Annotated in this window: 24 protein-coding genes and 1 tRNA gene; 19 read left to right on the top strand and 6 right to left on the bottom strand. The window is 63.6% G+C overall.

Going from position 1 to position 26,872, the window contains the following annotated elements:
* Window positions 1-121: 121 nt before the first annotated feature.
* A complete protein-coding gene (locus tag G572_RS0116280) occupies window positions 122-1,165 on the bottom strand; it encodes an RluA family pseudouridine synthase (protein WP_029059385.1) in 1,044 nt (347 codons plus the stop codon).
* Here G572_RS0116280 and G572_RS0116275 point away from each other — a divergent pair.
* Together G572_RS0116275 and G572_RS0116270 are read left to right on the top strand one after the other, a co-directional pair.
* Window positions 1,164-1,520 (top strand): hypothetical protein, encoded by a 357-nt coding sequence (locus G572_RS0116275; RefSeq protein WP_029059384.1) that lies wholly within the window; start codon window positions 1,164-1,166, stop codon window positions 1,518-1,520. The genes G572_RS0116280 and G572_RS0116275 overlap by 2 nt on opposite strands.
* Before the next feature lie 121 nt (window positions 1,521-1,641).
* Window positions 1,642-1,717, top strand: a tRNA-Glu gene (locus G572_RS0116270).
* Window positions 1,718-1,891: 174 nt separating this feature from the next.
* On the opposite strand, the gene G572_RS0116265 is transcribed toward G572_RS0116270, so the two are convergent.
* On the bottom strand, window positions 1,892-3,130 hold the full coding sequence (locus G572_RS0116265; RefSeq protein ID WP_029059383.1) for a coiled-coil domain-containing protein: 1,239 nt from the start codon (window positions 3,128-3,130) through the stop codon (window positions 1,892-1,894).
* 152 nt (window positions 3,131-3,282) lie between these two features.
* A complete protein-coding gene (locus G572_RS0116260) occupies window positions 3,283-3,888 on the bottom strand; it encodes a DUF1134 domain-containing protein (protein ID WP_245566234.1) in 606 nt (201 codons plus the stop codon).
* Window positions 3,889-4,100: 212 nt separating this feature from the next.
* Between G572_RS0116260 and G572_RS24330 the strand changes: the two genes are divergently transcribed.
* From G572_RS24330 to G572_RS0116225, 7 genes are all read left to right on the top strand, one after another.
* A complete protein-coding gene (locus G572_RS24330) occupies window positions 4,101-4,529 on the top strand; it encodes a YHS domain-containing (seleno)protein (RefSeq protein WP_208979124.1) in 429 nt (142 codons plus the stop codon).
* 157 nt (window positions 4,530-4,686) lie between these two features.
* The gene (chpT, locus tag G572_RS0116250; protein ID WP_029059381.1) at window positions 4,687-5,331 is read left to right on the top strand and encodes a histidine phosphotransferase ChpT; all 645 of its coding nucleotides are present in this window, start codon (window positions 4,687-4,689) and stop codon (window positions 5,329-5,331) included.
* Window positions 5,332-5,462: 131 nt separating this feature from the next.
* Window positions 5,463-8,216 carry a hybrid sensor histidine kinase/response regulator gene (locus tag G572_RS0116245; RefSeq protein ID WP_029059380.1) on the top strand — a complete coding sequence of 918 codons (2,754 nt, stop codon included), beginning with the start codon at window positions 5,463-5,465 and terminating at the stop codon, window positions 8,214-8,216.
* The gene (locus G572_RS0116240; protein WP_029059379.1) at window positions 8,213-8,695 is read left to right on the top strand and encodes a chemotaxis protein CheW; all 483 of its coding nucleotides are present in this window, start codon (window positions 8,213-8,215) and stop codon (window positions 8,693-8,695) included. Before G572_RS0116245 ends, G572_RS0116240 begins: the two co-directional genes overlap by 4 nt.
* Before the next feature lie 57 nt (window positions 8,696-8,752).
* Window positions 8,753-9,118, top strand: a complete 366-nt coding sequence (locus G572_RS0116235) for a response regulator (RefSeq protein WP_029059378.1) — start codon at window positions 8,753-8,755, stop codon at window positions 9,116-9,118.
* Between the two features lie 22 nt (window positions 9,119-9,140).
* Window positions 9,141-10,358, top strand: a complete 1,218-nt coding sequence (locus G572_RS0116230; RefSeq protein ID WP_051242528.1) for a protein-glutamate methylesterase/protein-glutamine glutaminase — start codon at window positions 9,141-9,143, stop codon at window positions 10,356-10,358.
* Window positions 10,355-11,218 carry a CheR family methyltransferase gene (locus G572_RS0116225; RefSeq protein WP_029059376.1) on the top strand — a complete coding sequence of 288 codons (864 nt, stop codon included), beginning with the start codon at window positions 10,355-10,357 and terminating at the stop codon, window positions 11,216-11,218. The genes G572_RS0116230 and G572_RS0116225 overlap by 4 nt, the downstream gene beginning before the upstream one ends.
* A gap of 250 nt (window positions 11,219-11,468) precedes the next feature.
* Here G572_RS0116225 and ctrA read toward each other — a convergent pair whose 3' ends face one another.
* A complete protein-coding gene (gene ctrA, locus G572_RS0116220; protein WP_029059375.1) occupies window positions 11,469-12,158 on the bottom strand; it encodes a response regulator transcription factor CtrA in 690 nt (229 codons plus the stop codon).
* A gap of 507 nt (window positions 12,159-12,665) precedes the next feature.
* Here ctrA and fliI point away from each other — a divergent pair.
* From fliI to G572_RS0116205, 3 genes are all read left to right on the top strand, one after another.
* Entirely contained in the window at window positions 12,666-13,991 is a 1,326-nt protein-coding gene (gene fliI, locus G572_RS0116215; RefSeq protein ID WP_029059374.1) for a flagellar protein export ATPase FliI, read from the top strand.
* A gap of 28 nt (window positions 13,992-14,019) precedes the next feature.
* Window positions 14,020-14,436, top strand: coding sequence for a flagellar export protein FliJ (gene fliJ, locus G572_RS0116210; protein ID WP_029059373.1), 417 nt, complete (start codon window positions 14,020-14,022; stop codon window positions 14,434-14,436).
* Window positions 14,437-14,723: 287 nt separating this feature from the next.
* Entirely contained in the window at window positions 14,724-15,167 is a 444-nt protein-coding gene (locus G572_RS0116205) for a paraquat-inducible protein A (RefSeq protein ID WP_029059372.1), read from the top strand.
* Between the two features lie 74 nt (window positions 15,168-15,241).
* Here G572_RS0116205 and G572_RS0116200 read toward each other — a convergent pair whose 3' ends face one another.
* Window positions 15,242-16,300, bottom strand: a complete 1,059-nt coding sequence (locus G572_RS0116200; protein WP_029059371.1) for a DUF2336 domain-containing protein — start codon at window positions 16,298-16,300, stop codon at window positions 15,242-15,244.
* Between the two features lie 367 nt (window positions 16,301-16,667).
* Between G572_RS0116200 and G572_RS24325 the strand changes: the two genes are divergently transcribed.
* Window positions 16,668-19,043 carry a mechanosensitive ion channel domain-containing protein gene (locus tag G572_RS24325; protein ID WP_051242526.1) on the top strand — a complete coding sequence of 792 codons (2,376 nt, stop codon included), beginning with the start codon at window positions 16,668-16,670 and terminating at the stop codon, window positions 19,041-19,043.
* Window positions 19,044-19,221: 178 nt separating this feature from the next.
* Here the strand turns inward: G572_RS24325 and G572_RS0116185 are convergent, their stop codons facing one another.
* The gene (locus tag G572_RS0116185) at window positions 19,222-20,628 is read right to left on the bottom strand and encodes an MFS transporter (RefSeq protein ID WP_029059370.1); all 1,407 of its coding nucleotides are present in this window, start codon (window positions 20,626-20,628) and stop codon (window positions 19,222-19,224) included.
* Window positions 20,629-20,697: 69 nt separating this feature from the next.
* Here G572_RS0116185 and G572_RS0116180 point away from each other — a divergent pair, with 69 nt between their 5' ends.
* The 6 genes from G572_RS0116180 (at window position 20,698) to G572_RS0116155 (ending at window position 26,781) form a co-directional block, all read left to right on the top strand.
* The gene (locus G572_RS0116180; RefSeq protein WP_029059369.1) at window positions 20,698-21,144 is read left to right on the top strand and encodes a helix-turn-helix domain-containing protein; all 447 of its coding nucleotides are present in this window, start codon (window positions 20,698-20,700) and stop codon (window positions 21,142-21,144) included.
* A 308-nt stretch (window positions 21,145-21,452) separates the two neighbouring features.
* Window positions 21,453-23,051 (top strand): ABC transporter substrate-binding protein, encoded by a 1,599-nt coding sequence (locus G572_RS0116175; RefSeq protein ID WP_425423445.1) that lies wholly within the window; start codon window positions 21,453-21,455, stop codon window positions 23,049-23,051.
* Window positions 23,052-23,153: 102 nt separating this feature from the next.
* Window positions 23,154-24,161, top strand: coding sequence for an ABC transporter permease subunit (locus tag G572_RS0116170; RefSeq protein ID WP_029059367.1), 1,008 nt, complete (start codon window positions 23,154-23,156; stop codon window positions 24,159-24,161).
* A gap of 17 nt (window positions 24,162-24,178) precedes the next feature.
* The gene (locus tag G572_RS0116165) at window positions 24,179-25,093 is read left to right on the top strand and encodes an ABC transporter permease subunit (RefSeq protein ID WP_029059366.1); all 915 of its coding nucleotides are present in this window, start codon (window positions 24,179-24,181) and stop codon (window positions 25,091-25,093) included.
* Between the two features lie 3 nt (window positions 25,094-25,096).
* The gene (locus G572_RS24320) at window positions 25,097-25,954 is read left to right on the top strand and encodes an ABC transporter ATP-binding protein (protein ID WP_084650208.1); all 858 of its coding nucleotides are present in this window, start codon (window positions 25,097-25,099) and stop codon (window positions 25,952-25,954) included.
* Complete coding sequence (locus tag G572_RS0116155; RefSeq protein WP_029059365.1) at window positions 25,951-26,781, top strand: dipeptide ABC transporter ATP-binding protein; 831 nt, start codon at window positions 25,951-25,953, stop codon at window positions 26,779-26,781. Before G572_RS24320 ends, G572_RS0116155 begins: the two co-directional genes overlap by 4 nt.
* The last annotated feature ends 91 nt before the right edge of the window (window positions 26,782-26,872 follow it).

Below are 26,872 nucleotides of genomic sequence, written 5' to 3'. Positions count from 1 at the left end.
CGCGATCGGGAAGAAATCCCCGCAAAGCCGCCATCAAAGGGCATCCCCGTTGGCGCCCAAACGGCACGCCAATGCCCAATATAAGGATCAAATTGACGAAAACACGGCCTGATTTTGCATTTTAAAGTGCGGAAATTGATCGAAATGCACCGATCAGGCTTTCCAGGTCGTCCGGGCGGGGACTTTCGAAGCGCAGCGTTTCTCCGGTCGCGGGGTGCTCGAAGGCGAGCAGCCCGGCATGAAGCGCCTGGCGGGTAAAGGCCTGGACGATGCTCTTTGCAGGCTCTTCGAGGCGGGTCGCCTTGGTGCGAAAACCCGCGCCATAGTCGGCGTCGCCGATCAGCGGGTGGCCGATGTGGGCCATGTGAACGCGGATCTGGTGGGTGCGGCCGGTTTCCAGCCGGCAGGTCAGCAGCGCGGCGAGCGGCGGCGCGCCCTTTGGTTGCGGTCCGGGTTCCAGAAAGCGCTCGCGCACCTGCCAATGGGTGATGGCGTTGCGCCCGCCGGAGCGGAAGACGGCGATCTTCTGGCGATTGTGGGTGGAGCGGCCGAGATTGGCGTCGACCGTGCCCTTCAGATGCGCGGGCGCGCCCCAGACCAGCGCGGAGTACTCGCGCTCCAGCGGACCGGTGCGGCCGTGATCGGCGAATTGCGCGCTCAGGCCCTGATGCGCGGCATCGGTCTTGGCGACAACGAGCAGGCCGCTGGTGTCCTTGTCGAGGCGGTGGACGATGCCCGGACGCTTGACGCCGCCGATGCCGGACAGGCTGTCGCCGCAATGGTGCAGAAGGGCGTTGACGAGCGTGCCGCTGGCATGGCCGGCGCCCGGGTGAACCACCAGTCCGGCCGGCTTGTCGATGACGATCAGGTGCTCGTCCTCATAGGCGACGACGAGGGGAATGTCCTGGGCTTCGGGCTCCGCAGGCTCCGGTTCCGGCAGGTCGAGGGAGAGTTCGTCTCCTTCGTTGACCCTGTATTTGGGCTCGACTATGGTCCGCGCGCCGACGCGCACGTGACCTTCCCTGATCAGGGACTGGATGCGGTTGCGGCTGATATCCTGAACGTGCCGCGCCAGACAGGCGTCCAGACGGACGCCCGCATCCTGCGGGCCGGCGGTGATTTCGGCCGGACCGGAATCCGGCATTTCATTGGTGGACATCGACATGACACATCCGGGTTTGGACGACGACAGCCAGACGGAGCCGCCGCTTGACCCGGCCGCGGAACGTCTTCAGGCGAAACTGAAACGCCTGCTCGCCGTGTCCGGACTGATCATGACGCTCGGCTTCGTGGCGGTTTTCGCGGCGATCATCTACAGATTGTCCGACCGCGCCTCGCCGCCGGATGCAAGCGATATAGCCGCAACCATTGCCATCGGCAAGGACGGCCGCGTGGAAAGCATGGCGCTGGCGGAGGGACGGCTGATCCTGCTGGTGCGCGAGGGCGCGGCAAGTAAGCTGCTGTTTCTGGACCCCACGACCGGCACGGTGCTCGGCGAGACCGCCTTCGTGGCGCGATAGGGCGGCCTGTTGCGGCGGATTTCCACGGCTTCGGACCATCTTTCGAATTCGTCGCTTTCGGCGCTTGCATTCGTCAGCGCCCCGGTCTATACCGCGCTTCTTCTCGTCGAAGACCAGCGATGCCCCCATCGTCTAGCGGTCTAGGACGCCGCCCTCTCACGGCGGAAACAGGGGTTCGAGTCCCCTTGGGGGTGCCATTTTCGGGTTGTCGTCCCGATGCCGACCCGCGCGCAGATGCGCCGTTGGTCCGATAGGGGGAGCCGCCTCCAAAACCGCTCTGCTTTGTTCCAGTGCCGGGACTGTCGTCGGCTTGTGCACTCGACCAGACGTCGCCTTGCGCGCCTTGAACCTGTCCGTCAGGGGGCTTTCCGTCAGACTTCGGCTTTTTGTTTCGCGGTGGAGCCAACCTCGGCGGCCGGCTTGCCGGGCATGCCGTTTTTCGGCTTCAGGCGCTTGCGGGCAGCGCGGATCCGCGCGGACAGCGATGGCTGGCCGTCCGTGTCCTCACCTTTCGGCGGCGCTTCCGCACCGTCGCTCTTTACGGCGCCTTGCGCAGGCCGGGTATCGTCGGCCGTCGCCGGGGGCGCATCCGGCGTGACGTGCCCGGTGGTTTCCAGAGTGTCGGCGTCCACGCCGTTTTCGTCGGTGTCCAGGCTCTCCATGACGGAGGCGGCCAGATCCGACAACTCGCGGCGCAAGGACATGAAGGCGTCGTTGCTGTGCAGGTCGGCGCGCAGGCGCGCGTTCTCCGCTTCCAGTCGTTCCGCGTCGGCGACAAGCCGCGAGAGAGCGGCCGTCTCCGTGGCTGACCCTGGAAGAGACGATGTCTCCTGCGGGGAGGCGGTCTCGCCATCTTCCTCCAGCAGGATGGACAGGCGGGTGATTTCCGCCTGCGCGGCGATCAGTTTGGATTCCGCTTCGAACAGCCGGTTGTTCTGGTGCCCGAACCGCTGCTGCGGGCCGCGGCCCTCCTGCGGCGCCGCATCCGGAGCGTCTTGCGGCAGAGGCCGCTCGCGCACTTTTTTCTCCGCGGCTTCAAGCTTGCGCTTCAGGGCTGTGATTTCCGACTCGAGCCCGGCGATCCGGGCGAGGTCCGACGTGCGGGCAACGCTTGCATTCGTATCGGAGTGCCAGTCGGCAGGCGCCTCCGGCGGCGCTAGCGCTTTTTCCGCGCTGTCGCCAGCCGTTGCCATCATGCGCTTGAGACTTCGCTCGAGTTCGCGCTGTCGCGCCTTCGCCATTGCTACGGCTTCCTCGTGCTGCTGGAGTTCCCGGCGCAGCCCGTCTTCGCGCGCCGAGGCCTCGGCCAGCGCCTGGTCGCGGGCCAGCATCTCCTTGCGCAGGTCGTTGGCGACGTTTTCCGCCCGGTCGCGGGCAATGCGGTTGCTTGCCGTCTCGGCCTGGAGGCGTTCGAGCCCGCTTTCGAGCCGGCGATGCTCCAGCGCGTGGCCGGCCCTGAGGCTGCCGATTTCCGCGCGCACATCGGCATGGGTCATCGGGCTCGTCGCCTCGACCGCCTGGCGCGTGAGCCGCACTGCGCGCCGCCAGATCGCCGGCAGGATCGCAAGCGCGACAAGGCCGGCGAGACAGGCACCCAGTACCACAAGCATTGCCGCTTCAATCAAGACCGACCACCACCGTTTCGTTTCGCGCGGTTCCCCGGAACGCTGCGCGTGTGCGCCGGCTCCGCTCCCTTCTGCTTACCTGACGTGCGGTCGTCCGCCAAGCGGGAGCTTGCCGGCGGACGTGGGCGCGGACAAGGTCAGAACGGGTTCCACGTCGGTTCGTTGGTGAATTTGAGGTATCCGACATTGACCCCGAGCCGCGCGCCGACGCCCGCGCGAACGGGGACCACATAGATGTCGTGATTGGACAGCACGGTCATGCCGAAGCCGCCGACGAGATAGGCGGATCCGGCGACGCCGACATAGCGGCGCATGATCGCGTCGGTATCGGGCAGATTGTAGACGAGCATCATCGTTCGCGCGCCGTCGGCGCCGATGTCCCAGCCGAAGGACGGCCCCTGCCAGAAGACCTTATGCGTGCCGGCATTGCGGGTGTAGAGCTGACCTTCGCCGTAGCGCGCGCCGGCCAGCAAGGCGCCGGAGCCTTCTTCGCCGAGAATGTAGCCGTTCGGTTGGCCGTATTGCGAAACCGCCCGCTCGATCACCGAGGCGAGGCCGCCGGAAATTTGTCCGAAAAAGCGGTGCCCTGTGTTGAGGAGCTCGTCCTGGCTGAATTGCTCGGGCTGTTGCGCGCCGGCGGGAGGCGCAAGGGCGATCGCCGCGACGAAGGCAAGCGCAAGGGCGAAGGCTCGAAGTCCGGAAGGCATGAAAATGCGGAGAGCGGACGCGCGGTGCGGAATCATGTTTAGTGTCCTCTCAGACTGTGGGCGCGTGTGCGACGCGTGGCGCGCCGACAGACAATGAACGGGCGGAAGGCGCATGAACAAGGACGGTGTCGATGGCGGAGGTGGCCAGGCGGATGGTCGCGATGCACATTCGGTCCGTCGCAGTCGTCGGAGTTGATTCGGTGTCAGAGTGTAGTCGAATTCCGAAGACATTATGGTGGAGGGCGGCATTGGCCCTTTTCTTCGCCGTGACCGGCGGACACGGGGCCGTTTCGCAGGATTATGCGACCGACGTCATGAGCGGATATGCGCTCGGCGGACGCGATCCGGTCGCCTATTTCGTGGCCAAAAAGCCGCGCGAGGGTCTGCCGCGCCATGAATTGCGCTGGGCGGGCACGATCTGGGTGTTCGTGAACGAGGGCAACCGGGCCGCGTTCGAGGCGGATCCGGAAGTCTATGCCCCGCATCTGGCCGGCTGCGACCCCGTTGCGCTGGCCGACGGGTTCGTCACCGCAGGCAACCCGATGGTCTTTGCCCTTTATGAAGGGGGGCTGCTGCTGTTCCATTCGGAGATCAACCGCTTTCTTTTCCTGGCCGACCCGAAGAGCAAGCTCGCCGCCGCCGAGAAAAACGCCACGCGTCTGGGATGTGGCGGATGACGAGAACCGGCCTCGTCCATTGCAATCGCGTCGAGTCTGCCGGTTCGCTTGGCAGTGCGCGACACCAAGTGTAACCCTTTCACAGTTTCGCGAATCACTGCGAAAGCTTCGCGACGCATCCGCCATCGACGGACAGCCCCCATTCGAGGACGACCGCATGACCGCCATCGACGATCTCAGCGCCCTGGATCTTGCCGCACTTGTCGCAAGCCGCGTTTGCCACGACATCATTTCGCCGGTCGGGGCCATCACCAACGGCCTTGAGGTCCTCGACGAGGAAGACAGCGGGGACATGAAGGAATTCGCGATGGAGTTGATTCGCAAGAGCGCCCGCCAGGCCTCTGCGAAGCTCCAGTTCGCGCGTCTTGCCTTCGGAGCCGCCGGGTCGGCCGGCGCCGAGATCGACCTCGGCGACGCGCAATCGGTGGCCGCCGGCTTTCTCGCCAATGAAAAGGCCGACCTCGAATGGCAGGTGCCGCGGCTGCTGATGCCGAAGAACCGGGTCAAGCTTTTGCTGAACCTGATCCTGCTGGCCAACCAGTGCGTTCCTCGCGGCGGGTTGATCACCGTGCGCATGGAAGGCGACCCGCAGACGCCCACCTTTGAACTCAAGGTCACCGGCTCGACGACCAAGGTGCCCGCGCTGGTGCTCGACATGATGGCGGGCAACGAGCCCGAGCGGATCGATGCACATACGGTGCAGCCGGTGTATGCGGCGTTGCTTGCACGTGAATCGGGAATGAATTTAGAGGTCGTTAAGGAAGAAGACGGCGTAAAAATTACTGCTGCGTCTACGGCATGATTTAACGACAAAGGTAGTTGTCTGGTTTCAATTTATCTTAACTGTTTCGGCGGCATGCTCTTCGACGAGGGATGGGTTGCCCGGACTTGGATCCGGGCTGTGTACCAGTAACCAGTCGGGTGAGTTTGACCATGGACGACTTGCTTAGCGAGTTCCTAACCGAAACGAACGAGAGCCTTGATGTCGTTGACGTCGAACTCGTGAAGTTCGAGCAAGAACCGAACAATGCGAAGATTCTAGACAACGTTTTCCGATTGGTTCACACCATCAAGGGAACCTGTGGTTTCCTCGGATTGCCGCGGCTTGAAGCGTTGGCACATGCGGCCGAAACGCTGATGGGCAAGTTCCGCGACGGAGCACCGGTGACCCAGGAAGCGGTGTCGCTGATCCTGACGTCGATCGATCGGATCAAGGAAATCCTCGCGGATCTCGAAGCGGCGGGCGGCGCGGAGCCGGAAGGCAGCGACGACGACCTGATCTCCGAATTGGAGCGGTTGTCCCTGTCTGCAGACACGACGGGCGAGGCCAAGGCCGAGGAAGCTGAAGAGGCGTCTGCCATCGACGATGCCGTCGACCAGAGCCTCGAGCGCCCGCTGCGCCCCGGCGAGGTGTCCCTGGACGATCTGGAACGCGCTTTCCGCGAGGCGGAATGCGAGGTCGATCTTCCGGTCGCCGCCTCCGAGGAAGAGCTTGACCATGAGGTCGAGGCCGAAGCGGCTCCGGTCGCAGCTGCGCCGCTGGCCGAAACGGCCAAGGCGAAGGCCAAGGTCAAGGAAGAGCCGGCCGCCAAGGAGCCGACTGAAAAGAAGGCGTCCATCTCCAGTCAGTCGATCCGCGTTGCGGTCGACACTCTGGAAGACCTGATGACCATGGTCTCCGAACTGGTGCTGACGCGAAACCAGCTCCTGGAGATCGTGCGCCGCCACGAGGATTCCGAATTCAAGGTGCCGCTGCAGCGCCTGTCGAACGTGACCGCGGAGCTGCAGGAAGGCGTCATGAAGACGCGCATGCAGCCGATCGGAAACGCCTGGCAGAAGCTTCCGCGTATCGTTCGCGATCTCAGCCAGGAGCTTGAGAAGCCGATCGAGCTGGAAATGCTCGGCGCCGACACCGAACTCGACCGCCAGGTGCTCGAGCTGATCAAGGATCCGCTCACCCACATGATCCGCAACTCGGCCGACCACGGCCTGGAGATGCCGGTCGACCGGCGTGCCGTGGGCAAGTCGGAAAAGGGCACGATCACGCTGTCCGCCTATCACGAGGGCGGTCACATCATCATCGAGGTGCGTGACGACGGTCGCGGCATCGACGTCGACCGGGTCAAGGCCAAGGTGCTCGAGCGCGGTCTGGCGAGCGAAGCCGAAATGGAGAAGATGACGGATCAGCAGATCCACAAGTTCATCTTCGCGGCAGGCTTCTCCACGGCGGCGAATGTCACCAGCGTGTCGGGCCGCGGCGTCGGCATGGACGTGGTGCGCAACAATGTCGAACTCATCGGCGGCTCGATCGACCTGCGCTCTGTCCAGGGCAAGGGGTCGAGCTTCATCATCAAGATCCCGCTGACGCTCGCCATCGTGTCGGCGCTGATCGTCGAGGCCGGGGGCGACCGTTTCGCCATTCCGCAGCTTTCGGTGGTGGAACTCGTGCGGGTCCAGGACAACTCCGAGCCGCGCATCGAGCGGATCAAGGACACGCCTGTCTTGCGGCTGCGCAACAAGCTGCTGCCGCTGGTGCAGATGTCCTACCTGCTTGGCGCCAACCCGAACGCCACGGACACGGAAACGAAGTCCGACACAGGCTTCATCGTCGTCATGCAGGTCGGCAGCGAGACGTTCGGCGTCGTCGTCGACGGCGTCTTCCATACGGAGGAAATCGTCGTCAAGCCGATGTCGACGATGCTGCGCAACCTGACGATGTTCTCCGGCAACACCATCCTGGGCGACGGTGCCGTGATCATGATTATCGATCCGAACGGCGTCGCCTCCGCGATGGCGAGCCACGCCTCCAGCGTGGTGGCCGAGGAAGAGCGCAAGCAGCAGGAAGAGGCAGTCACCTCCGCGCTCGACGGCCAGTCGACAGTGTCGATGCTGCTGTTCAGGGCCGGGTCGGCCGAACCCAAGGCGGTTCCGCTCTCGCTGGTCACGCGCCTGGAAGAGTTCGACGTGACCAAGATCGAACAGTCCAACGGACGCGATCTCGTGCAGTATCGCGGATCGCTGATGCCGCTGGTCTACATCGATCCGGCACAGACGCGCCGCTCGGAAGGCACCCAGCCGATGCTGGTCTTCTCCGACGCGGGCCGGTCGATGGGCCTGGTCGTCGACGAGATCGTCGACATCGTCGAGGATCGCATGAACATCGAGGTCGGCTCCGACCGTGCCGGTGTGCTCGGGTCCGCGGTGATCAAGGACAAGGCGACCGAGGTCATCGATCTCGGCTACTTCCTGCCCCAGGCCTTCGAGGACTGGTTCATGCGCAAGGAAATGGATATCGCGGCGCTGACAAAGAAGGTTCTGCTCGTCGACGACAGCGCGTTCTTCCGCAACATGCTGACGCCGGTCCTCAAGGCCGCCGGCTACGACGTGACGGCCTGCCAGGGCGCGCAGCATGCCTTCGAGCTCCTGGAGAACGGCAACCAGTACCAGGCGATCGTCAGCGATATCGAGATGCCGGAAATCAACGGCTTCGAGTTCTGCGAAGCGCTGCGCCGCGACCCGCGGTTCCGCAAGATGCCGATCCTGGCCCTGTCGGCCGTGGTCTCACCGGCATCGATCGAACGCGGGCGACAGGCAGGCTTCGACGACTATGTGGCGAAATTCGACAGGCCGGGGCTGATCGCCTCCTTGAAGGACCTGTTTTCGGGTGAAGTGGGGATTGCGGCATGAGCAACAACGACAATCACGCATCCAATGCCGACGAGATCATCCAGTATGTGACCGTCGTGATCGGGGGGCAGCTCTTCGGCCTGCCGATCAGCCAGGTGCACGACGTGTTCGTGCCTGAACGGGTCACCCGTGTTCCGCTTGCGGCCCCGCAGGTCGCCGGTGTGCTGAACCTGCGCGGCCGGATCGTGACGGCAATCGACATGCGCAAGCTGTTGCATCTGCCCGATCGTGACGAGGGTTCGCAGGTCATGGCCGTCGGCATCGAGCAAAAGGGCGAGAGCTACGGACTGGTGATCGACTCGGTCGGCGAGGTGCTGAGGCTTTCCTCCTCCTCGCAGGAGCCGAACCCGTCCAATCTCGACAAGCGCTGGGCGGAGATTTCCGGCGGTGTTCATCGCCTGGACGGCAAACTGATGATCATCCTCGACGTGGCCCGGCTGTTCTCCGCAATGGTGGAACAGCCCAAGGCCGCCGCCTGACCGGCCCCTGTCCCTGGGGAGCGACCTGCCGATGTCCGGCACTCGGGAGAAAATGAAATGAAGCACTGTCTCGTCGTTGACGATTCCAGCGTTATCCGCAAGGTGGCGCGCCGCATCCTGGAGGACCTCGAGTTCTCCGTTTCGGAAGCCGAGGACGGTCTCAAGGCGCTTGAGGCCTGCCGCCAGCAAATGCCGGATGCCATCCTGCTCGACTGGAACATGCCGGAAATGGACGGCCTGGAGTTCCTTCTTTCCCTTCGTCGCGAGGAAGGTGGAGATCAGCCGATCGTCGTCTTCTGTACCACGGAGAACGACGTCGCCCATATCACGCGCGCCATGCGTGCAGGGGCGAACGAATACATCATGAAGCCGTTCGACAAGGACATCGTGGAAGCGAAGTTCCAGGAAACCGGGCTTATCTAGTCACCCTTGCGGGGTCCGTTACATGATCGCTTCTTCATCTGCGCCTCTTACTCAGGGCGGCGCCAACCCGGATCGTGTCCGCGTTATGGTCGTGGACGATTCCGTCGTCATTCGCGGATTGCTGAGCCGCTGGGTCGAGGCGGACCCGGCGCTGCATCTGGTCGCTTCGCATCGAAACGGAAAGCTTGCCGTCGACGATATCGAACGCAGCAGTCCTGATGTTGTGGTTCTCGATATCGAAATGCCGGAAATGGACGGTCTCACCGCCCTTCCGCTCATGCTGAAGAAGAAGCGCGATCTCATCGTCGTGATGGCGTCGACGCTGACGCGGCGCAACGCGGAAATCAGCCTTCGGGCGCTTTCGCTCGGGGCACAGGACTATGTTCCGAAGCCCGAATCCACCAGTGAGGTGACCACCTCCGTCGACTTCCGGCGCGAGCTGATTGAAAAGATCAAGGCGCTTGGCGAACGCCGGCGGGCGTCGCCCACCTTCGGCGGCCGGCAGATGCGCGCGCAAACGAGTGCCGGGCAGACCGTGTCGCAAATGCCGGTCTCGCGTGCCGCGAGCACGGCGCAGGGCTACAGCCGCATGGCGGCCGCGCCCGCCCCGGCGGTTGCCAAGCCCGGGTTGCAGACGCGAGCCTATTCAAATGTGAAGCCGCGCATCGTCGCGATCGGTTCCTCGACCGGTGGCCCGCAGGCGCTCCAGCAGGTTCTTGCCGAAATCGGCACTGCGATCCGCGACGTTCCGGTCGTGGTGACACAGCATATGCCGCCGACGTTTACCGCGATCCTGGCAGAGCATCTCGCCAAGGCGGCGATGCGCCCGGCGAAAGAAGCGGAAAACGGCGAAGTGCTCAAGCCGGGGCATATCTATGTCGCGCCCGGCGGCAAGCACATGATCTTGAAAAAGGACGGCGGCCAGCCGGTCGCCTGCCTGGAAGACGGTCCGCCGATCAACTTCTGCAAGCCTGCCGTCGATCCGCTGTTCGACAGCGTGGCAAAGGTCTACGGCTCGGCGACGCTTGCCATCGTGCTGACCGGCATGGGGCACGACGGGGCAAACGGTGTGCGCACGATCTCCGCCGGCGGCGGTAGCATCATTGCGCAGGACGAAGCCAGCAGCGTCGTCTGGGGAATGCCCGGTGCGGCCGCGCATACGGGTTTGTGTAGCGACATTCTGCCGATCTCGAAGATCGGCGCGAAGGTCGTCGGATTGTTGAGTGGAGGTCTCAGGTGATTGCGTCCCAGTTCGAGTATCTCAAGCAGCACCTGAAATCCCAGTCCGGGCTCGTGCTGAGCAACGAGAAACAGTATCTCGTGGAAAGTCGGCTCCTTCCGGTCGCGCGTCGCCATGGCTTCGCCGGTCTGTCTGAGCTGGTCCAGGCGATGCAGCGTCCGGGAGCGACCCAGATCGCTTCCGATGTCGTCGAGGCCATGACCACGAATGAATCCTTCTTCTTTCGCGACAACACGCCGTTCAAGCATTTCCGCGAGACGATGTTGCCGGCGATGCTGAAGGCGCGCGCAGACCGGCGCACGATCCGGATCTGGTGCGCGGCCGCTTCCACCGGACAGGAGCCCTATTCGCTGGCCATCTGCCTCAAGGAAGAAGCCCAGAAGGTCGGCGGTTTCCGTGTCGAGATCCTCGGCACAGACCTGTCGAACGAGGTTCTGGACAAGGCCCGCAACGGCATCTACAGCCAGTTTGAGGTCCAGCGTGGCCTGCCGATCCAGATGCTGCTGAAATATTTCACCCAGAAGGGCGATCTCTGGCAGGTCAATCCGGAGATCCGCTCGATGGTGCAATGGCGCAAGCTCAATCTTCTGGAGAACTTCTCCACGCTCGGCACCTTCGACATTCTTTTTTGCCGCAACGTGCTGATCTACTTCGACCAGCCGACCAAGGTGGACGTGCTGCAGCGCATGGCCCGCCAGATGCCCAGCGACGGGTATCTGGTGCTCGGCGCGGCCGAGACGGTCGTCGGACTGACCGATGCCTTCCGCCCGGTGCCCGATCATCGCGGCCTCTATCAAACGGCCACGGCGGGTCAAAGCGCCGCCGGACAGAGCCCGTTTCGCGCGCGTGTCGCCGGATAGGCCCGAAACCGGCTTCCAGGGAAATGCGGATCACGAAGAGCGGCGGTGTCCTGGGGACCCGCCGCTCTTTGATTCCGTCCATTCGTGGGGACCTGCCCGGGGCGGCCGCACGCCCTTGCGGCCGGCGGCCGTTTCGGGGGCGGGTGTCGGGCGGTCCGCTCGCACCGGCCATAAACGGAAAAAGGCCCCGCGATCACGGGGCCTTTTTGACTTTGTCGAGTGCGGGGAGAGGCCGCGAGGAAAGCCGTCGTCAGGCCGCTTTTTCCTCGGGTTCGCGCAGCACGTAGCCGCGGCCCCAGACTGTCTCGATATAGTTTTTCCCCGACGTCGCCGCAGCGAGCTTCTTGCGAAGCTTGCAGATGAAGACGTCGATGATCTTGAGCTCCGGCTCGTCCATGCCGCCGTAGAGATGATTCAGGAACATCTCCTTGGTGAGCGTGGTCCCCTTGCGAAGGGAGAGCAGTTCGAGCATCTGGTACTCCTTGCCGGTCAGATGCACCCGCTGACCGGATACCTCCACCGTCTTGGTGTCCAGATTGACCACCAGGTCGCCGGTCGTGATGACCGACTGCGCATGGCCCTTGGAGCGGCGCACAATCGCATGAATGCGCGCGACCAGCTCGTCCTTGTGGAACGGCTTGGTCATGTAGTCGTCGGCGCCGAACCCGAGACCGCGAACCTTGTCCTCTATCCCGGCCAGGCCGGAGAGAATGAGAATCGGAGTCTTAACCTTCGCCACGCGCAACGTCCGCAGGACCTCGTAACCCGACATGTCGGGAAGATTGAGGTCCAACATAATGATGTCGTAGTCGTAGAGTTTGCCGAGGTCGATACCTTCCTCGCCAAGGTCCGTCGTATAGACGTTGAAGTTTTCTGACTTGAGCATCAGTTCGATGCTCTGCGCCGTGGCGCTGTCATCCTCGATCAACAGGACACGCATGCCAATCCCCTATGTTTGCCTATCCTGGGCAAGCCGCGCCGGCGGATACGCTCCCGGTGCGAAGGACTGCGGATTAACCTTCGACTCACTCTGTGAGACAATGGTTAACAAATTCTGATTCACACCTGCAAGCACCGATGAGGCAAGATTGGAAAACTTTCCCAATTCCTTGAAAATCCGGTGGAAATTCTTTCCGCTGAATCTTCAAGTTTCACATTAACAAGCCGGAACAACCGACTCATGTGACTCAACCTCTACGCCGGGCACGGGCCTCAGAACGGCTCACCATCCAAAACGCCCTCACGTTCAAGATTAACCAAACTCGTAAACGATACGTTACCTTGATGCATATTGTTCGTCTCGAACATGTTAACGATTGGCGCGCCGGGGCGTGAAAATGGCGGGATCCAGCGGAAAACGGCGGTTTTTCCGAAATTGCCGAACCGTTCCCTGACGTTCACACTTACGCGGATTTTGGCTGTTGCGGCGAGGAGGCCGGTTAAGGAGATGGAACCACTCTTTGCGGAAATCGAGGCGCTGATGTCGGCGGAGGTGTTCGGCCGGGTCGTCTCCGTGCAGGGGCTCCTCCTGGAAGTTGCCGGCCCGATCCACGAAATGAGTGTCGGCGCGCTTCTGGCTGTTGAAAGCGGGGAGGGCGGAACGCCGGTGCCGGCCGAGGTCGTCGGCTTTCGCGACGGTCGGGCCTTGTGCATGCCCTTTGCCGGGCTTGAAGGCGTGCGCATGGGGTGCCGGGCAGTCCTGGCCGCGCGCGAGTGTCTTGCCTATCCGGGCGACGGCTGGCTCGGACGGGTCGTCAATGCGATGGGAGAGCCGATCGACGGAAAGGGCCCGCTTCCCGGCGGCGGGGTTGGCCGGCGCCTGCGCTCCACACCGCCGCCGGCAAATGAGCGCGGCCGGGTCGGACCACCGCTCGATCTCGGCGTGCGGGCGCTCAACACGTTCGTCACCTGCTGCCAGGGCCAGCGGATGGGAATTTTCGCAGGCTCCGGCGTCGGAAAGTCGGTGCTGATGTCGATGATCGCCCGCAACATGGCGGCCGATGTGGCGGTGATCGGACTGATCGGCGAGCGCGGGCGCGAGGTGCAGGAGTTCATCGAGGACGATCTGGGACCGGAAGGGCTTGCGCGCAGCGTCGTCGTCGTTGCCACGTCCGACGAAAGCGTGCTGATGCGCCGACAGGCAGCCTATATGACGCTTACGGTTGCCGAACATTTTCGCGATGCCGGCAAGAACGTGATGTGCATGATGGATTCGGTTACCCGCTTTGCGATGGCCCAGCGCGAAATCGGCCTGTCGGTCGGCGAGCCGCCGGCCTCGAAGGGCTATACGCCGACCGTGTTCACCGAATTGCCGCGCCTGCTGGAGCGCGCCGGTCCCGGGCGGTCCGGAACGGGCACGATCACGGGGCTGTTCACGGTGCTGGTGGAAGGTGACAATCACAATGAACCTGTCGCCGATGCCGTGCGTGGCATTCTCGACGGGCACATCGTGATGGAGCGTGCGATCGCGGAGCGCGGTCGCTATCCGGCGATCAACGTGCTCAAGTCGGTGTCGCGGACCATGCCGCGTTGCGTTCCCGACGAGGCCGAGCCGGTGTTGCGCAAGGCGCGGCAGCTGATGTCGACCTATGCCGACATGGAGGAACTGATCCGGTTGGGCGCCTATCGCCGGGGATCGGACCCTATGGTGGACGAGGCGATCCGCCGGCATGAAGCGATCGAGGCGTTTCTGTCGCAGGGCAAGGGCGAGGCCACGTCGCTTGCGTCAGGATATGCCGAGCTTGCCAACCTTTTGGAAATGACTCTCGCGTAATGTGGTCGTGAAAAGGGAGTTTTGAGTAATGAAGTCGCGTGAGAGTCTGATTCGCCTGAAGCAGTTTCAGGTGGACGAGCGCCGCCGGCAGCTGGCGCAGATCGAGGCGATGGTGGACGAGTTCAAGCGCATGGCGCAGGAGCTCGACGACCAGATTTCCGCCGAGCAGGAGCGGGTCGGGATTACCGACGAGGGGCATTTCGCCTATCCGACCTTCGCAAAGGCGGCGGCGCAGCGCCGCGACAACCTGTTGAATTCGGCCGATGAACTTGGCGACCAGCTCGAGGCGGCGCGCGAGGACCTGCGCGAGGCGCTGGAAGAGCTGAAGAAGTTTGAGCTGCTGGAAGAGCGTGACCAGATCCGCGACCGCGCCGAGCGCGATGCAGCCGAGCAGGAAGAGCTCGATGAAATTGCCGCGCGGCGTCACGTCCAGCAACAGGGCTGACGCCATCGCGATTGCGAAAAAGCCGGGCCCGATTGGCTGCCCGGCTTTCGCGCACCCTGTCGCGTCCTTACCCCTGGTCCATACCATGGCCCTTTTGCGGCAGATCGCCGACGGGCCGCGGGCCCTGCCGTCCGTTCCCAAACGCCCTCGCTCCTGCTTCCTCGTTGGCAACCGCGCGTCGACGTCCTATGCAATGGGCGTCGACCGGCGTCGTCTCGTGATCGCCGGCGGCGTGAACCCGTCGACGCGAGAGCTCCCATCAAGGGGCAATACGCAAAGGATGAGCGGTGCGGCTTGCAGTTCTTTCCCTGATTCTGCCCCTGGCAACCGCGTGTTTCGTGCTCGGGCTGACGCTTCCGCTGCTTGAGCTGGAGCGGCTGTATTTCTTCATCGACCGCCCGACCCTTCTGCAGGTCGTTGCCGGGCTGTGGATCGAGGACGAGCGGTTGCTGGCCGGCCTGATCGCGGCCTTTTCCATCGTGTTTCCCGCAACAAAGCTTGTCGCGCTGCATGTCGCGGCGGTGATGGGACGCGCCGGCGCAGGGGCGTCGCTGCTGCATGCGCTCGGGCGGTGGTCGATGATGGATGTGATGCTCGTCGCACTTGTCGTTTTCGCGGCGAAGACGACGGGGATGGCGCAGGCGGCAAGTCTGCCCGGCATGTGGTTTTACGGAGCCGCGACGCTGCTCACGGCCTTTGGTGCCTGGCTTGCAGAGCGGCGGAGCGGTTAGATACCGGGATCGCAAACACCGGGATCGCAAACACCGGGCGCCGTTCCGTCACGCCATTTGCAGCCGGGAGGGCACTACATCCTGTTCTTGTGTGGGGCCGGCGCTTTCGGCTGCGGCGGAAGGTCTGGCGCGGTTCGGCGGAAGGCGTCGAGCCAGCGAACGGCCTGGTTTTCGGGAATGCGCAGGTGCTTGCAGCGCAGGTGCGCAAGCGCGAGGAAAACCTGATTCGACAGGCTGGCGGCGTGGCAAAGATTGATGAGTTCATCGATGCCGGCCTGAAACACCGCGCGCTGGACGGCCTTCACCGGATGGCGGGTCTCGCGGGCGAGCAACTCGAAGGCGTCCTGGGTGCGGCCGTCCGCCAGAAGCACGAGGACAACGGTGCCGAGACGGTATTCGCCCCCGCGCACCAGCTTGTCCAGGTCGTCGATGTCCGAGGTTTCCAGAAAGACATTCAGCCGCCGCCGCATGTCCTGGCGCACAGCTTCCGGCGTGGTGAGATCCTCTGGGTCCGTCCCGCTCATGATCGCTTCCAGCCGGACCCGTGTCGACGCGTTGACATGGGGGAGCAGCCATTCGCAGATCAGCGGTGTGAGGTCGGTGCGCCCGCCCAGTTTCTCGCGCAGGAGGGCATCCGAAACCGACCGCTTGGCCAGCGCCCGCAAGGCCCATTCCGAATAGGTGCTATGGCTGTTTCCGGCCATTTCCCGCCAAACCTTTGTCGTGCCGCGTTCCACGAGTGTATCGGAAAGCCGGCACGGCATGTCTGCGCGTCTGGCAAGCGCGACAAGATGCGACTGGGGCATGCGCCGGGCCAGTTTCAACAGATCATGCTCGTTGAGGCTCGGGCTCAGTTCCAGCATCGGCGCGGCGACGAGGATCTCGTCGCTGGCAAGCCGGTAGGCGATCTTGTTGGGTGTGTCGTTCCAGGGGGCCATGCGCTTTGACAGGCGCGCGCGCTCCTCTTTCTCGCTGCCGTCGAGAAGCTTCATGATGATCTGGCAGAACAGTTCAAGTTCCGCATCGGTGTGATAGCCGACGCGATCGAGAAACAGGTCTGCCACGCGCTGCAGCAACTGGCCACGCGCCTTCATCGACGGATTGCGAGCGAGCTCGAGCAGGTCGCGAAGCATCAAACCTTCCTTTGTCGAGCTCACTATTGCACATAGCCTGTTACCAATCGGTTGAAGGCTTTCGCGGTGCGCTTGCTGGTCGGTGCGGCTTGGGCGTTCATCTCCAAAAGTGCCTTGTTCGACTGCCTTGACGCGTCGGATCTCGCCTTGGTCGGTTGACGCACAACGCCAGTTCGATAGGTAGGGTAGGCGTCGCGCGCGGAGGGCATCCTGTCCGTCCGGCCCGGTGCAGGACGAAGACACGCGGGGCGGGTTCGAAAGCCGGCCTCAATTTGTGCCTATAGTCGCTGTTCACGGGGCTATGGCATACTGGACACGTTTGCCGGCCGGTGGCGTCTTGCCACCGGGTTTCTTTTCGGGAGTTCTCATGCAGCGCTTTTGCTTCGCCGCCATGCTGGCTGTTCTGCTCGCTTCGCTTGCCGGTCTTGCGCCCGCGCTCGCGCAGGCGCAAGACCCGGCCCAGACCGCTGCCGGCGAGGCAACGGGCGCGCCGCCCGCTCCGGCTCAAAGCGCGGATGCGTTGATTCGCCTGCTGCAGGACCCTGGCGCCCGTCAGGCGCTGATCGACTATCTCGGCGGTGAAGCCGGACGGGCCACGTCCCAAGGGGGCGACGCCGGCGCCACGAACGCGCCGGGCGGCGCGGCGCAGCCGGATGCGTCCGCCGGGCCCGCGACCGACGCCCAGCCCGCAGCCGCGCCCGCGCCACATATCGCAGTGCGAATTGCGCTCTTCACCGAAGGCCTGATCGATGAAGGCGTCGGTTTCCTGCAGAAGATCCAGCGGTCCTTCACCACGCTTCCCACCGGGCTCTCCATCGGCCGCGACGCCGACTGGGGCGCAATTCAAGGGATCGCGCTTCAGCTCCTGTTTCTTGCGCTTCTGCTGTTTACCACGGCGTATGTGCTGCGCCGGCTCGCCGATCGGGTTTTCGTGCGCCTCCTGTCCGGGGCGGAAAAGGCAACGATCACGAAGCGGGTGGGGCTGCTGCTGGCGCGCGCGATCAGCGAAGCGGTCGTGGTGGCGATCGCGCTCGGGGTCGGTTATGTCGCGGCGGTGTTGACCGGTGCGGAAGAACGACGTGTTGAGCTGGTCGAATCGCTTTTCCTGAACGCCTTCTTCTTCGTTCAGATCGCGAAGGTCAGCACGCGCTTCGCCCTCAGTCCCCGTTTCAGCGTGTTGCGGCTGGTGCCGCTCGACGACGCGCAGGCGCTTTACTGGCGCCGCTGGCTGTTCTGGATCTTCAATGTTCTGGGCTACGGCACGATGGTCGTCGTGCCGCTGGTCTCGACGAACATCTCGTTCCTGCTGGCGAATTCGCTACGCATGATGATCGTCCTGCTGAGCGTTGCGATGGCGATCGTCGCGATCCTGCGCAATCGCAAGGCGACCCGGGACCGGATCCTGGGATATGCCTCCGACCGTACGAACATGGTCGCCTCCGGCGCGGTCGAGGTTGTCGCCCGCAGCTGGCATCTCTTCGCGATCTTCTATGTGCTGCTGTTGCTCACCGTGTGGCTTGCCCGCCCCTTCGATGCCACGACCTTCATGGTCCGGGCATCGGTCCTCTCGGTGCTTGCGGTGATGATCGGAACGCTGGTTTCGCTCGCCCTGACACGCGCGATCATCGGCGGAGTCCGACTTCCCTCCAGCGTGCATGCGCGGTTGCCGCTGCTGGAGCGGCGCCTTAACGCCTTCATCCCGAGATTGCTCGCCATTCTCCGGTTCGGCGTGTTCGTCGGCGTGTTGTTGGCTGTCCTGCAGGCTTGGAGCGCCATCGATATCTTGAACTGGTTCTCCTCAACCGACGGTCAGGACTGGGTCGGACGAGCCTTGTCCGCCGGCATCGTTTTTGGCATTGCCTTCCTGATCTGGCTTTCGGTGATGTCCTGGGTGGACCTGCGGCTCAATCCGCGCGGACGCCTTCCGACCTCACGCGAAAAGACGCTGTTCGGCCTGTTCCGGAACGCCTTTTCGATCATTCTCGTGGTGATGGCGACCCTGCTGGCGCTGTCGGAAATCGGGGTCAACATAGGCCCGCTGATCGCCGGTGCCGGTGTCTTCGGTCTGGCGATTTCCTTCGGCTCGCAAAAGCTTGTGCAGGACATCATCACCGGCGCGTTCATCCAGCTGGAAAACGCGATGAACGAAGGCGATGTCGTTACGCTCGGCGGGGTCTCCGGTGTGGTCGAGAAGCTCACCATTCGCTCGGTGTGTCTGCGCGACCTCGATGGCACGGCACATGTGATTCCCTTCTCGACGGTCGACCGGGTGGCGAACTTCATGCGCGATTACGCCTATCATGTCGCGTCGATCGGCGTGGCTTACGACAGCGACATCGCGGATGTGAAGATGGCGATGCATGTGGCCTACGATCGTCTCAAGGAAGGCGATCTGGGAACCGATATTCTCGAACCGCTGGAGATGCACGGCGTCACCATGTTCGGCGACAGCGCCATCACCGTGCGGGCCCGCATCAAGACCACGCCGGGCATGCAATGGGCCATCGGTCGCGCCTACAACGAACACGTCAAGACGGTGTTCGACGAACGCGGCATCGAGATCCCGTTCCCGCAGGTCACCTATCATGCGGCCTCCAGGCCGGCGCCGCTTGAGGGTGGCGAGGACGATGATGTTGCACGGATCGAGGACGCGGGCACGCGGACCGGTCGCAAGCCGCAAAAACCCGGTCGCAACACGCCGGTCTCGCGTGCCGACATGCCCGAGGGCGAAAACGACCTTTAGGGTGTGAGGTCCACAAGCAAGGTTCCCGTCAGCCGCTCCCGCACGAGATGCAAGTCGCTTCAAGCCAGGACGGTCTCATTCGGGGTGCCACACCTTGAGCCGCGGCGTCCGGCCTTTCGGCCGGGCGCGCGCGGCCGTGTTTGCGAGGCCGCGATCGCGAGGCGCGCTCACCGCACCGTTACGCATTCTGCGGGGAGATGCCCGACCGGCTGAAGAGCGCCAGGCCGAGGGTGACGAGCGCAAGGCCCGCGGCCGCCGTGAAGGTCAGGGAAAACGCGTGTGCAACGCCCTCACGGGAGGATTGCGCAGCTCCCCCCGTTCCCAGGACGGTGACAAACAGGGCCGGCATGAGGGACGCGCCTGTCATGAGGCCGAGGTTGCGCGACAGTCCGAGAAGGCCGGAGAGCCGGCCGCGCTGCTCGGGTGCGGCCGCCAGCAGTACGCTGGTGGTGTTGGCGGCGAGAAACAGCTGGAATCCGGGCGTCAGGACAAGCAGCGCGGCAACATATCCGCCAATGCCGAAAAAACGCGGCAGGAACGCGAGAAAAATCAGTCCGAGCACCATCTGGGAAAGGCCGACGAGAATCACCCGGCTTGTGCCGAGGCGATCCGTCAGCCGCCCGGCAGGGATGCCGGCGAGCGCGGCAATCGCCGGACCGGTCGCCATGACCAGACCGACCAGCGCGTCGGTCAGTCCGAGTGCGAATGCCAGGTAGAACGGACCGACCACCAGCGTCGACATCATGACGGTCCCGACGAGCAGCTGCATGACGAAGCCGGTACCGGCCTTTCGGTCGATCAACAGGTGCATTGGCACAAGCGGCGATGCAACGCGGGTTTCGGTTGCGATGAACAGCGCGATTGCCAGCGCCGCACAGGGGATCAGCACCGTCGGCCCGACGGGAAGGCCGACGGCTCCCCCGCTGGTTGCCAGCGCGTAGGCGGCAACGGCGATCATCAGCAAAAAGGTGCCCGGAACATCCATATTCCGGGTCGTGATCCGATTGCGGATCCTGTCCGGAGCGAGACCTGTGGCGACGAGGACGAATGTCACCAGTCCGGCGCCGGCCAGGACGTGGAAGGCCATGCGCCAGTCTCCCCAGGCCAGCAGGCCCCCACCGAGCGAGGGGCCGAGCGCGGTGCCGATGGCGGACATCGTCGCAATGACGCCCATCGATGTTCCAAGCCGCGCGGTGGCGACCCTGTCGCGTGCGATCGACATGGGAAGCGTGAGAAGAATCGCGCCGCCAAGGCCCTGGATCGCACGCCCGAAAACCAGCCAGGCGAGGCTTGGTGCCGTGGCGCAGACGAAGGACGCCGCGACAAAGACGGCAAGTCCGGCCAGCAGCACCCGGCGGTGGCCGAAAAGATCGCCCAGCCGTCCGGCGGACACGATGGCGACCGTCATCGATGCGAGATAGGCGAGGACGACCCATTGCACGTGGGTGAGCGGTGCCGCGTAGCTGCGCGACAGGGGCGGAAGCAACACGGATGCAATGCTGATCCCGAGTGCGGCGGTCAGGGTCGCGGCCGCAAGCGCAAGCATGACGAAGGCGGCGGATCGGGTCTGTTTCGGGTCGCTCATGCGGAGGCCTCTTGTCCTTGACGTTGGATGGCGCGTACCCTGCCACTTCAAGTCAACTTTAGGTCAAGCATGAAACGTCTCGATATCGGCGTGCTGTCGCAACAAAGCGGTCTGCCCCCTTCAACATTGCGCTACTACGAGGAAATCGGACTGATTCGCTCCGTGGGACGTCACGGGCTGCGACGCCAGTACGACACGCCGACGGTGACCCGGCTCGCCCTGATCGGCCTGGGAAAGATGGCCGGTTTCGCGCTTGAGGACATCAAGGCGCTCTTCGCCGAGGATGGTGTGCCCCAGGTGCCGCGCGCGGAGCTTCACCTGCGTGCCGATGCGCTTGACGAGCAGATCCGCGGCCTGTCGCGGCTGCGCGATGCGCTGCGGCACGTGGCAGAGTGTCCGGCGGAAAACCACATGGACTGCCCGAAATTCCGGCGACTCATGCAATTCGCCGCGCGTTCTTCCGGTGACAGTAAGGCGAAGCGCGCGGTCAAATCCCCGTCAGTATCGACAAGGTGACGATGCCGCGGCTTCCCCGTTGCCTTGTTTGCCTCTCGATAGGGCCGCATTCCGGCGTTGCCGCCTTGCGCAACGGCAGTTTGCGTCGCGTTGGGCGAAGTCCGCGCAAACTCACCGGAATTTAGGGTCTCGGAGGATTGATTTTCCAAAAAACCCCGCCATGAGGAATTCAAATTCTGTTGTCTGTGCCGGATTGCGGCACTATTGTGCGCAATAGGCCGCGCCCTTGGAACAGGACAAGCTCGAAGTAGGAGCGCCACGTTCGTTTGCGTTGGCCAAAAAATTAAATGGGAGACTTAAGTATGATCATTCGCCGCACCATGAAAATTGCACTCATGGGCGTCAGTCTAGCCATGTTCGCGGCTTCCGCCGCGTCGGCGAAGACCCTCGTCTATTGCTCTGAAGGTTCGCCGGAAGGCTTCGATTCTGCGCTTTACACGTCCGGTACGACATTCGATGCGGCCTCCAAGCCGGTTTACAATCGTCTGGTGGAATTCAAGCGCGGGACAACCGAGGTCGTTCCGGGCCTGGCCGAAAGCTGGGAGGTTTCGGAAGACGGGCTCGAGTACACCTTCAACCTTCGCAAGGGCGTGAAGTTCCATTCGGTCGACGGTTTCGCCCCGACCCGTGATTTCAACGCCGACGACGTGATCTATTCGTTCGGACGTCAGCTCGACGAGAATCATGCCTGGAATTCCTATACGCCGGGCGCGTCCTGGGAGTATTTCAACGGCATGTCGATGCCGGATCTCATCAAGGAGATCGTCAAGGTCGACGACCATACGGTGAAGTTCGTGCTGACCCGTCCGGAAGCGCCGATGCTTGCCAACCTGGCGATGGATTTCGCCTCGGTCATGTCTGCTGAATATGCCGACCAGCTCGAAGCCGATGGCAAGATGGAGATGATGAACCAGGTTCCGGTCGGCACCGGTCCGTTCCAGTTCGTCGGATACCAGAAGGATGCGGTCATCCGCTACCAGGCCTTCGCCGACTACTGGGACGGCAAGCAGCCGATCGACAACCTGATCTTCGCCATCACCACCGACGCGTCGGTGCGCCTGCAGAAGCTGAAGGCCGGCGAGTGCCACGTTGCGCCCTATCCGGCACCGGCCGATGTTTCGGACATCAAGGCGGATGCCAACCTGAACCTGATGGAGCAGGAAGGCCTGAACGTCGGTTACATGGCCTATAACACCCAGGTTGCCCCCTTCGACAACGTCAAGGTGCGCAAGGCGCTCAACATGGCCATCAACAAGCAGGCCATTCTCGACGCCGTGTTCCAGGGTGCCGGCCAGGCGGCCAAGAACCCGATCCCGCCGACGATGTGGTCCTACAACAAGGCCGTCGAGGACGACGCGTTCGATCCGGAAGCGGCGAAGAAGATGCTTGAGGAAGCCGGCGTCACGGACCTCAAGATGAAGATCTGGGCGATGCCGGTGCAGCGTCCCTACAACCCCAACGCACGGCGCATGGCCGAAGTGATCCAGGCGGATTTCGCCAAGGTCGGCGTTGAGGTCGAGATCGTCTCCTACGAATGGGGCGAGTACCTGAAGCGCTCCAAGGAAAAGGACCGCGAGGGTGCCGTGCTTCTCGGCTGGACCGGCGACAACGGCGATCCGGACAACTTCCTCGCCGTGCTGCTCGGTTGCGACGGCGTGGGCGGTTCCAACCGCGCGCAGTGGTGCCACCAGCCGTTCGAGGACCTGATCCAGAAGGCCAAGACGATCTCCGACAAGGACGAGCGCACCAAGCTCTATGAAGAGGCCCAGGTGGTCTTCAAGGAGCAGGCGCCGTGGGCAACCATCGCGCACTCGGTGGTCTTCATGCCGATGTCGACCAAGGTGTCGGGCTACGTCATGGATCCGCTGGGCGGTCACCGGTTCGACGGCGTCGATATCGCCGAGTAAGCCAAAGGGCCGAACGGTGCCGCGGCCCTTGAGGCTTCGGCACCGCCTCGCAGCATAGCGCACCGGCCGATTTTGGCCGGTGCGCGCGTCTGGATAAACCCCATGTTCCGCTTTTTGATAGGACGCCTGGCGTTGTTGGTGCCGACATTTCTCGGTGTCACCATCGTCGCTTTCGGATTCATTCGCCTCCTGCCCGGCGATCCCGTGCTTCTTCTGGCCGGCGAACGCGGCATCACCGAGGAACGTTACAATCAGCTCATGGAGCAGTTCGGCTTTTCCCGGCCGATCTGGGAGCAGTATTTCGACTATCTGGTCGGGCTGTTGCAGGGCGATCTCGGTATCTCGATCGTGACCAAGAAGCCGGTCGTGACCGAGTTCTTCACCCTGTTTCCCGCAACCGCCGAACTGGCACTTTGCGCCATCATTCTTGCGGTCGCGATCGGCATTCCGGCCGGCATCCTGGCGGCGGTCAAGCGCGGCTCCTTCTTCGACCAGACGATCATGGGCACGGCGCTCATCGGCTATTCGATGCCGATCTTCTGGTGGGGCCTGCTGCTGATCATCCTGTTTTCGGGCATCCTGCAGTGGACGCCGGTCTCGGGCCGGATCTCCTTGATGTTCTATTTTCCCCAGCCGACCGGCTTCATGCTGATCGACAGCCTGCTGTCGGGTCAAAAGGGCGCCTTCACCTCCGCTGTCCGCCATCTCATCCTGCCGGCCATCGTGCTCGCGACGATCCCGCTTGCCGTAATTGCCCGCCAGACACGCTCCGCCATGCTGGAGGTGCTGGGCGAGGATTACGTCCGCACGGCCCGGGCCAAGGGGCTGACGCCCTTCCGTGTGGTGGGAATGCATGCGCTGCGTAATGCGCTGATCCCGGTGATCACCACCATCGGGCTCCAGGTCGGCGTGCTGCTCGCCGGCGCGATCCTGACGGAGACGATCTTCTCGTGGCCCGGCATCGGCAAGTGGATGGTCGACAGCATCGCGCGGCGCGACTACCCGGTCGTGCAGGGCGGGCTGCTGATGATCGCCGCCATCGTGATGGTGGTGAACCTGACGGTCGACCTGCTCTACGGGCTGGTCAATCCGCGCATCCGTCACAATTGACCGCCGAGGCACACACAATGAACAATCCTGACAGGAGTGCGGTCGTCCTCGCGGAAAGCCGCAATGCCACCCGCAAGATGCTGGCGGAATTCTGGTTCTACTTCTCCCAAAACCGGGGTGCGGTCGCCGGGCTGTTCGTCTTCATCGTGCTGGTGATCGTGGCGTTGGCCGCGCCGCTCGTCGCGCCGCACGACCCGGATGTGCAATACCGCGACTTCTTCCTCACCCCGCCGGTCTGGCAGGAGGGGGGCAATTCGATGTTCCTGCTGGGCACCGACGCGGTCGGGCGGGACATGCTCTCGCGGCTGATCTTCGGCGCGCGTTTCTCACTGTTCATCGGGCTTGTCGTCGTCGGTATCGCGCTCACCGGCGGCATCGTCATAGGCGTTGTCGCGGGCTATTTTCGCGGCTGGGTCGACACGGTGATCATGCGGGTGATGGACGTCATCCTCGCGTTTCCCTCGCTCCTTCTGGCACTGGTGCTCGTTGCCGTGCTCGGTCCCGGCTTGATGAATGCGATGATCGCCATCGCCATTGTGCTGCAGCCGCATTTCGTGCGCCTGACGCGTGCCGCCGTGCTCACCGAGCGCACCCGCGACTATGTGGTTGCGGCACGGCTTGCGGGCGCGGGCAACACGCGGCTGATGTTCAAGACGATCCTGCCGAACTGTCTTGCGCCGCTGATCGTGCAGGGAACGCTGTCCTTCTCCAATGCGATCCTGGACGCGGCCGCGCTCGGCTTTCTCGGCATGGGCGCGCAGCCGCCGACGCCGGAATGGGGCACGATGCTCGCCGAGGCGCGCGAGTTCATCCTGCGTGCGTGGTGGGTGGTCACTTTCCCGGGCCTTGCGATCCTGATCACCGTGCTGGCGATCAATCTCGTCGGCGATGGCTTGCGCGACGCCCTTGATCCCAAGCTGAAGCGGAGCTGACGCATGGCCCTTCTTGAAATCCGCAATCTGCGCGTGGAATTCGACACGGCCGCCGGGCCGTTTCGCGCGCTCGACGGCGTCGACTACACGGTCGAGGGCGGGGAGGTGCTCGCCATCGTCGGGGAATCGGGGTCCGGCAAGTCGGTCGCCATGCTCGCCGTGATGGGGCTACTGCCCGAGAGTGCAACGGTGAGCGCCGACCTTATGGCCTTTGAGGGTATCGATCTGCGCACGATGCCTGCCGCCGAACGGCGCAAGGTGATCGGCAAGGACATCGCGATGATCTTCCAGGAGCCGATCGCGAGCCTCAATCCGTGCTTCACGATCGGGTTCCAGCTCGACGAGGTGTTGAAGGCGCATACATCCCTGTCGCGCAAGGCGCGCAAGGACAGGGTCATCGAGTTGCTGGAATCCGTCGGCATTCCCGATCCGCTGCGCCGGGTCTCGGCGTTTCCGCACCAGATGTCGGGCGGTCAGTGCCAGCGGGTGATGATCGCCATCGCCACGGCATGCGAGCCGAAGCTGCTGATCGCCGACGAACCGACAACGGCGCTCGATGTCACGATCCAGAAGCAGATTCTCGATCTCCTGACGGACATGCAGCGCGACACGGGCATGGGGCTGATCATGATCACCCACGACATGGGCGTGGTTGCCGAGACGGCCGACCGGGTGGTGGTGCAGTACAAGGGCAAGCAGATGGAAACGGCGGATGTCTTGACGCTGTTCGAGAACCCGTCCCATCCCTACACCAAGGCGCTGCTGTCGGCCTTGCCGGAGAACGCGACCGGCGACCGGCTGCCGACAGTTGCCGACTATGAGGCGATGATGCAGGCCGATGTGCGCGAGGTGCAGCCATGAGCGCCCCGATCCTGAAAGTCCGCGACCTGAAGCGCGACTACGTCATCAGCGGGGGCATGTTCGGCAAGAGCAAGCTGCTGCATGCGGTCAAGGGTGTGAGCTTTGATGTCGAACGCGGCTCGACGCTCGCCGTGGTCGGGGAATCCGGCTGCGGAAAGTCGACGCTCGCGCGCATGCTGACGATGATCGACCCGCCGACCGCGGGCACCATCGAGATCGACGGCGAGGGGATCGACATTGCCGCCCACGGCGTTACCCGCGAGATGCGCCAGGCTGTGCAGATCGTCTTCCAGAACCCTTACGGTTCGCTCAATCCGCGCCAGAAGATCGGCGCGGTGCTTGAAGAACCCTTGCTGCTCAACACCTCGATGAGTGCGGCCGAGCGGCGCGATGCAGCACTTGCCATGCTGGAGAAGGTCGGCCTGCCGCCGGAACACTACGGCCGGTATCCGCATATGTTCTCCGGCGGCCAGCGCCAGCGCGTGGCGATCGCCCGGGCGATCATGCTGCGCCCGAAACTGCTGGTGCTCGACGAGCCCGTGTCCGCGCTCGACCTCTCCGTGCAGGCCCAGATCCTCAACCTGTTGCGCGACCTTCAGGACGAGTTCGAGCTGACTTATGTCTTCATCAGCCATGACCTCTCGGTGGTGCGCTACATCGCCGACGAAGTGATGGTGATGTATTTCGGCGAGGCCGTCGAACACGGTACGCGCGATCAGGTGTTCTCCGATCCGCAGCACGACTACACCAAGACGCTGTTCGCGGCGACGCCGCGCGCCGACGTGGAAAGCATCAAGAAGCGTCTGGCGGCGAAACCCGCCGCCTGAGGCCGTTTTTCTTTACGCGTTCATCCGACGGTTTCGTCCTGTGACGGTTTTCGGACGCTGGTGTGTCGGCGCGCCGTCATGAAACCGTCAC

The sequence above is a fragment of the Stappia stellulata DSM 5886 genome, assembly GCF_000423705.1.
GTDB lineage: Bacteria > Pseudomonadota > Alphaproteobacteria > Rhizobiales > Stappiaceae > Stappia > Stappia stellulata.
This window is presented reverse-complemented; position numbering and strand designations above follow the sequence as displayed.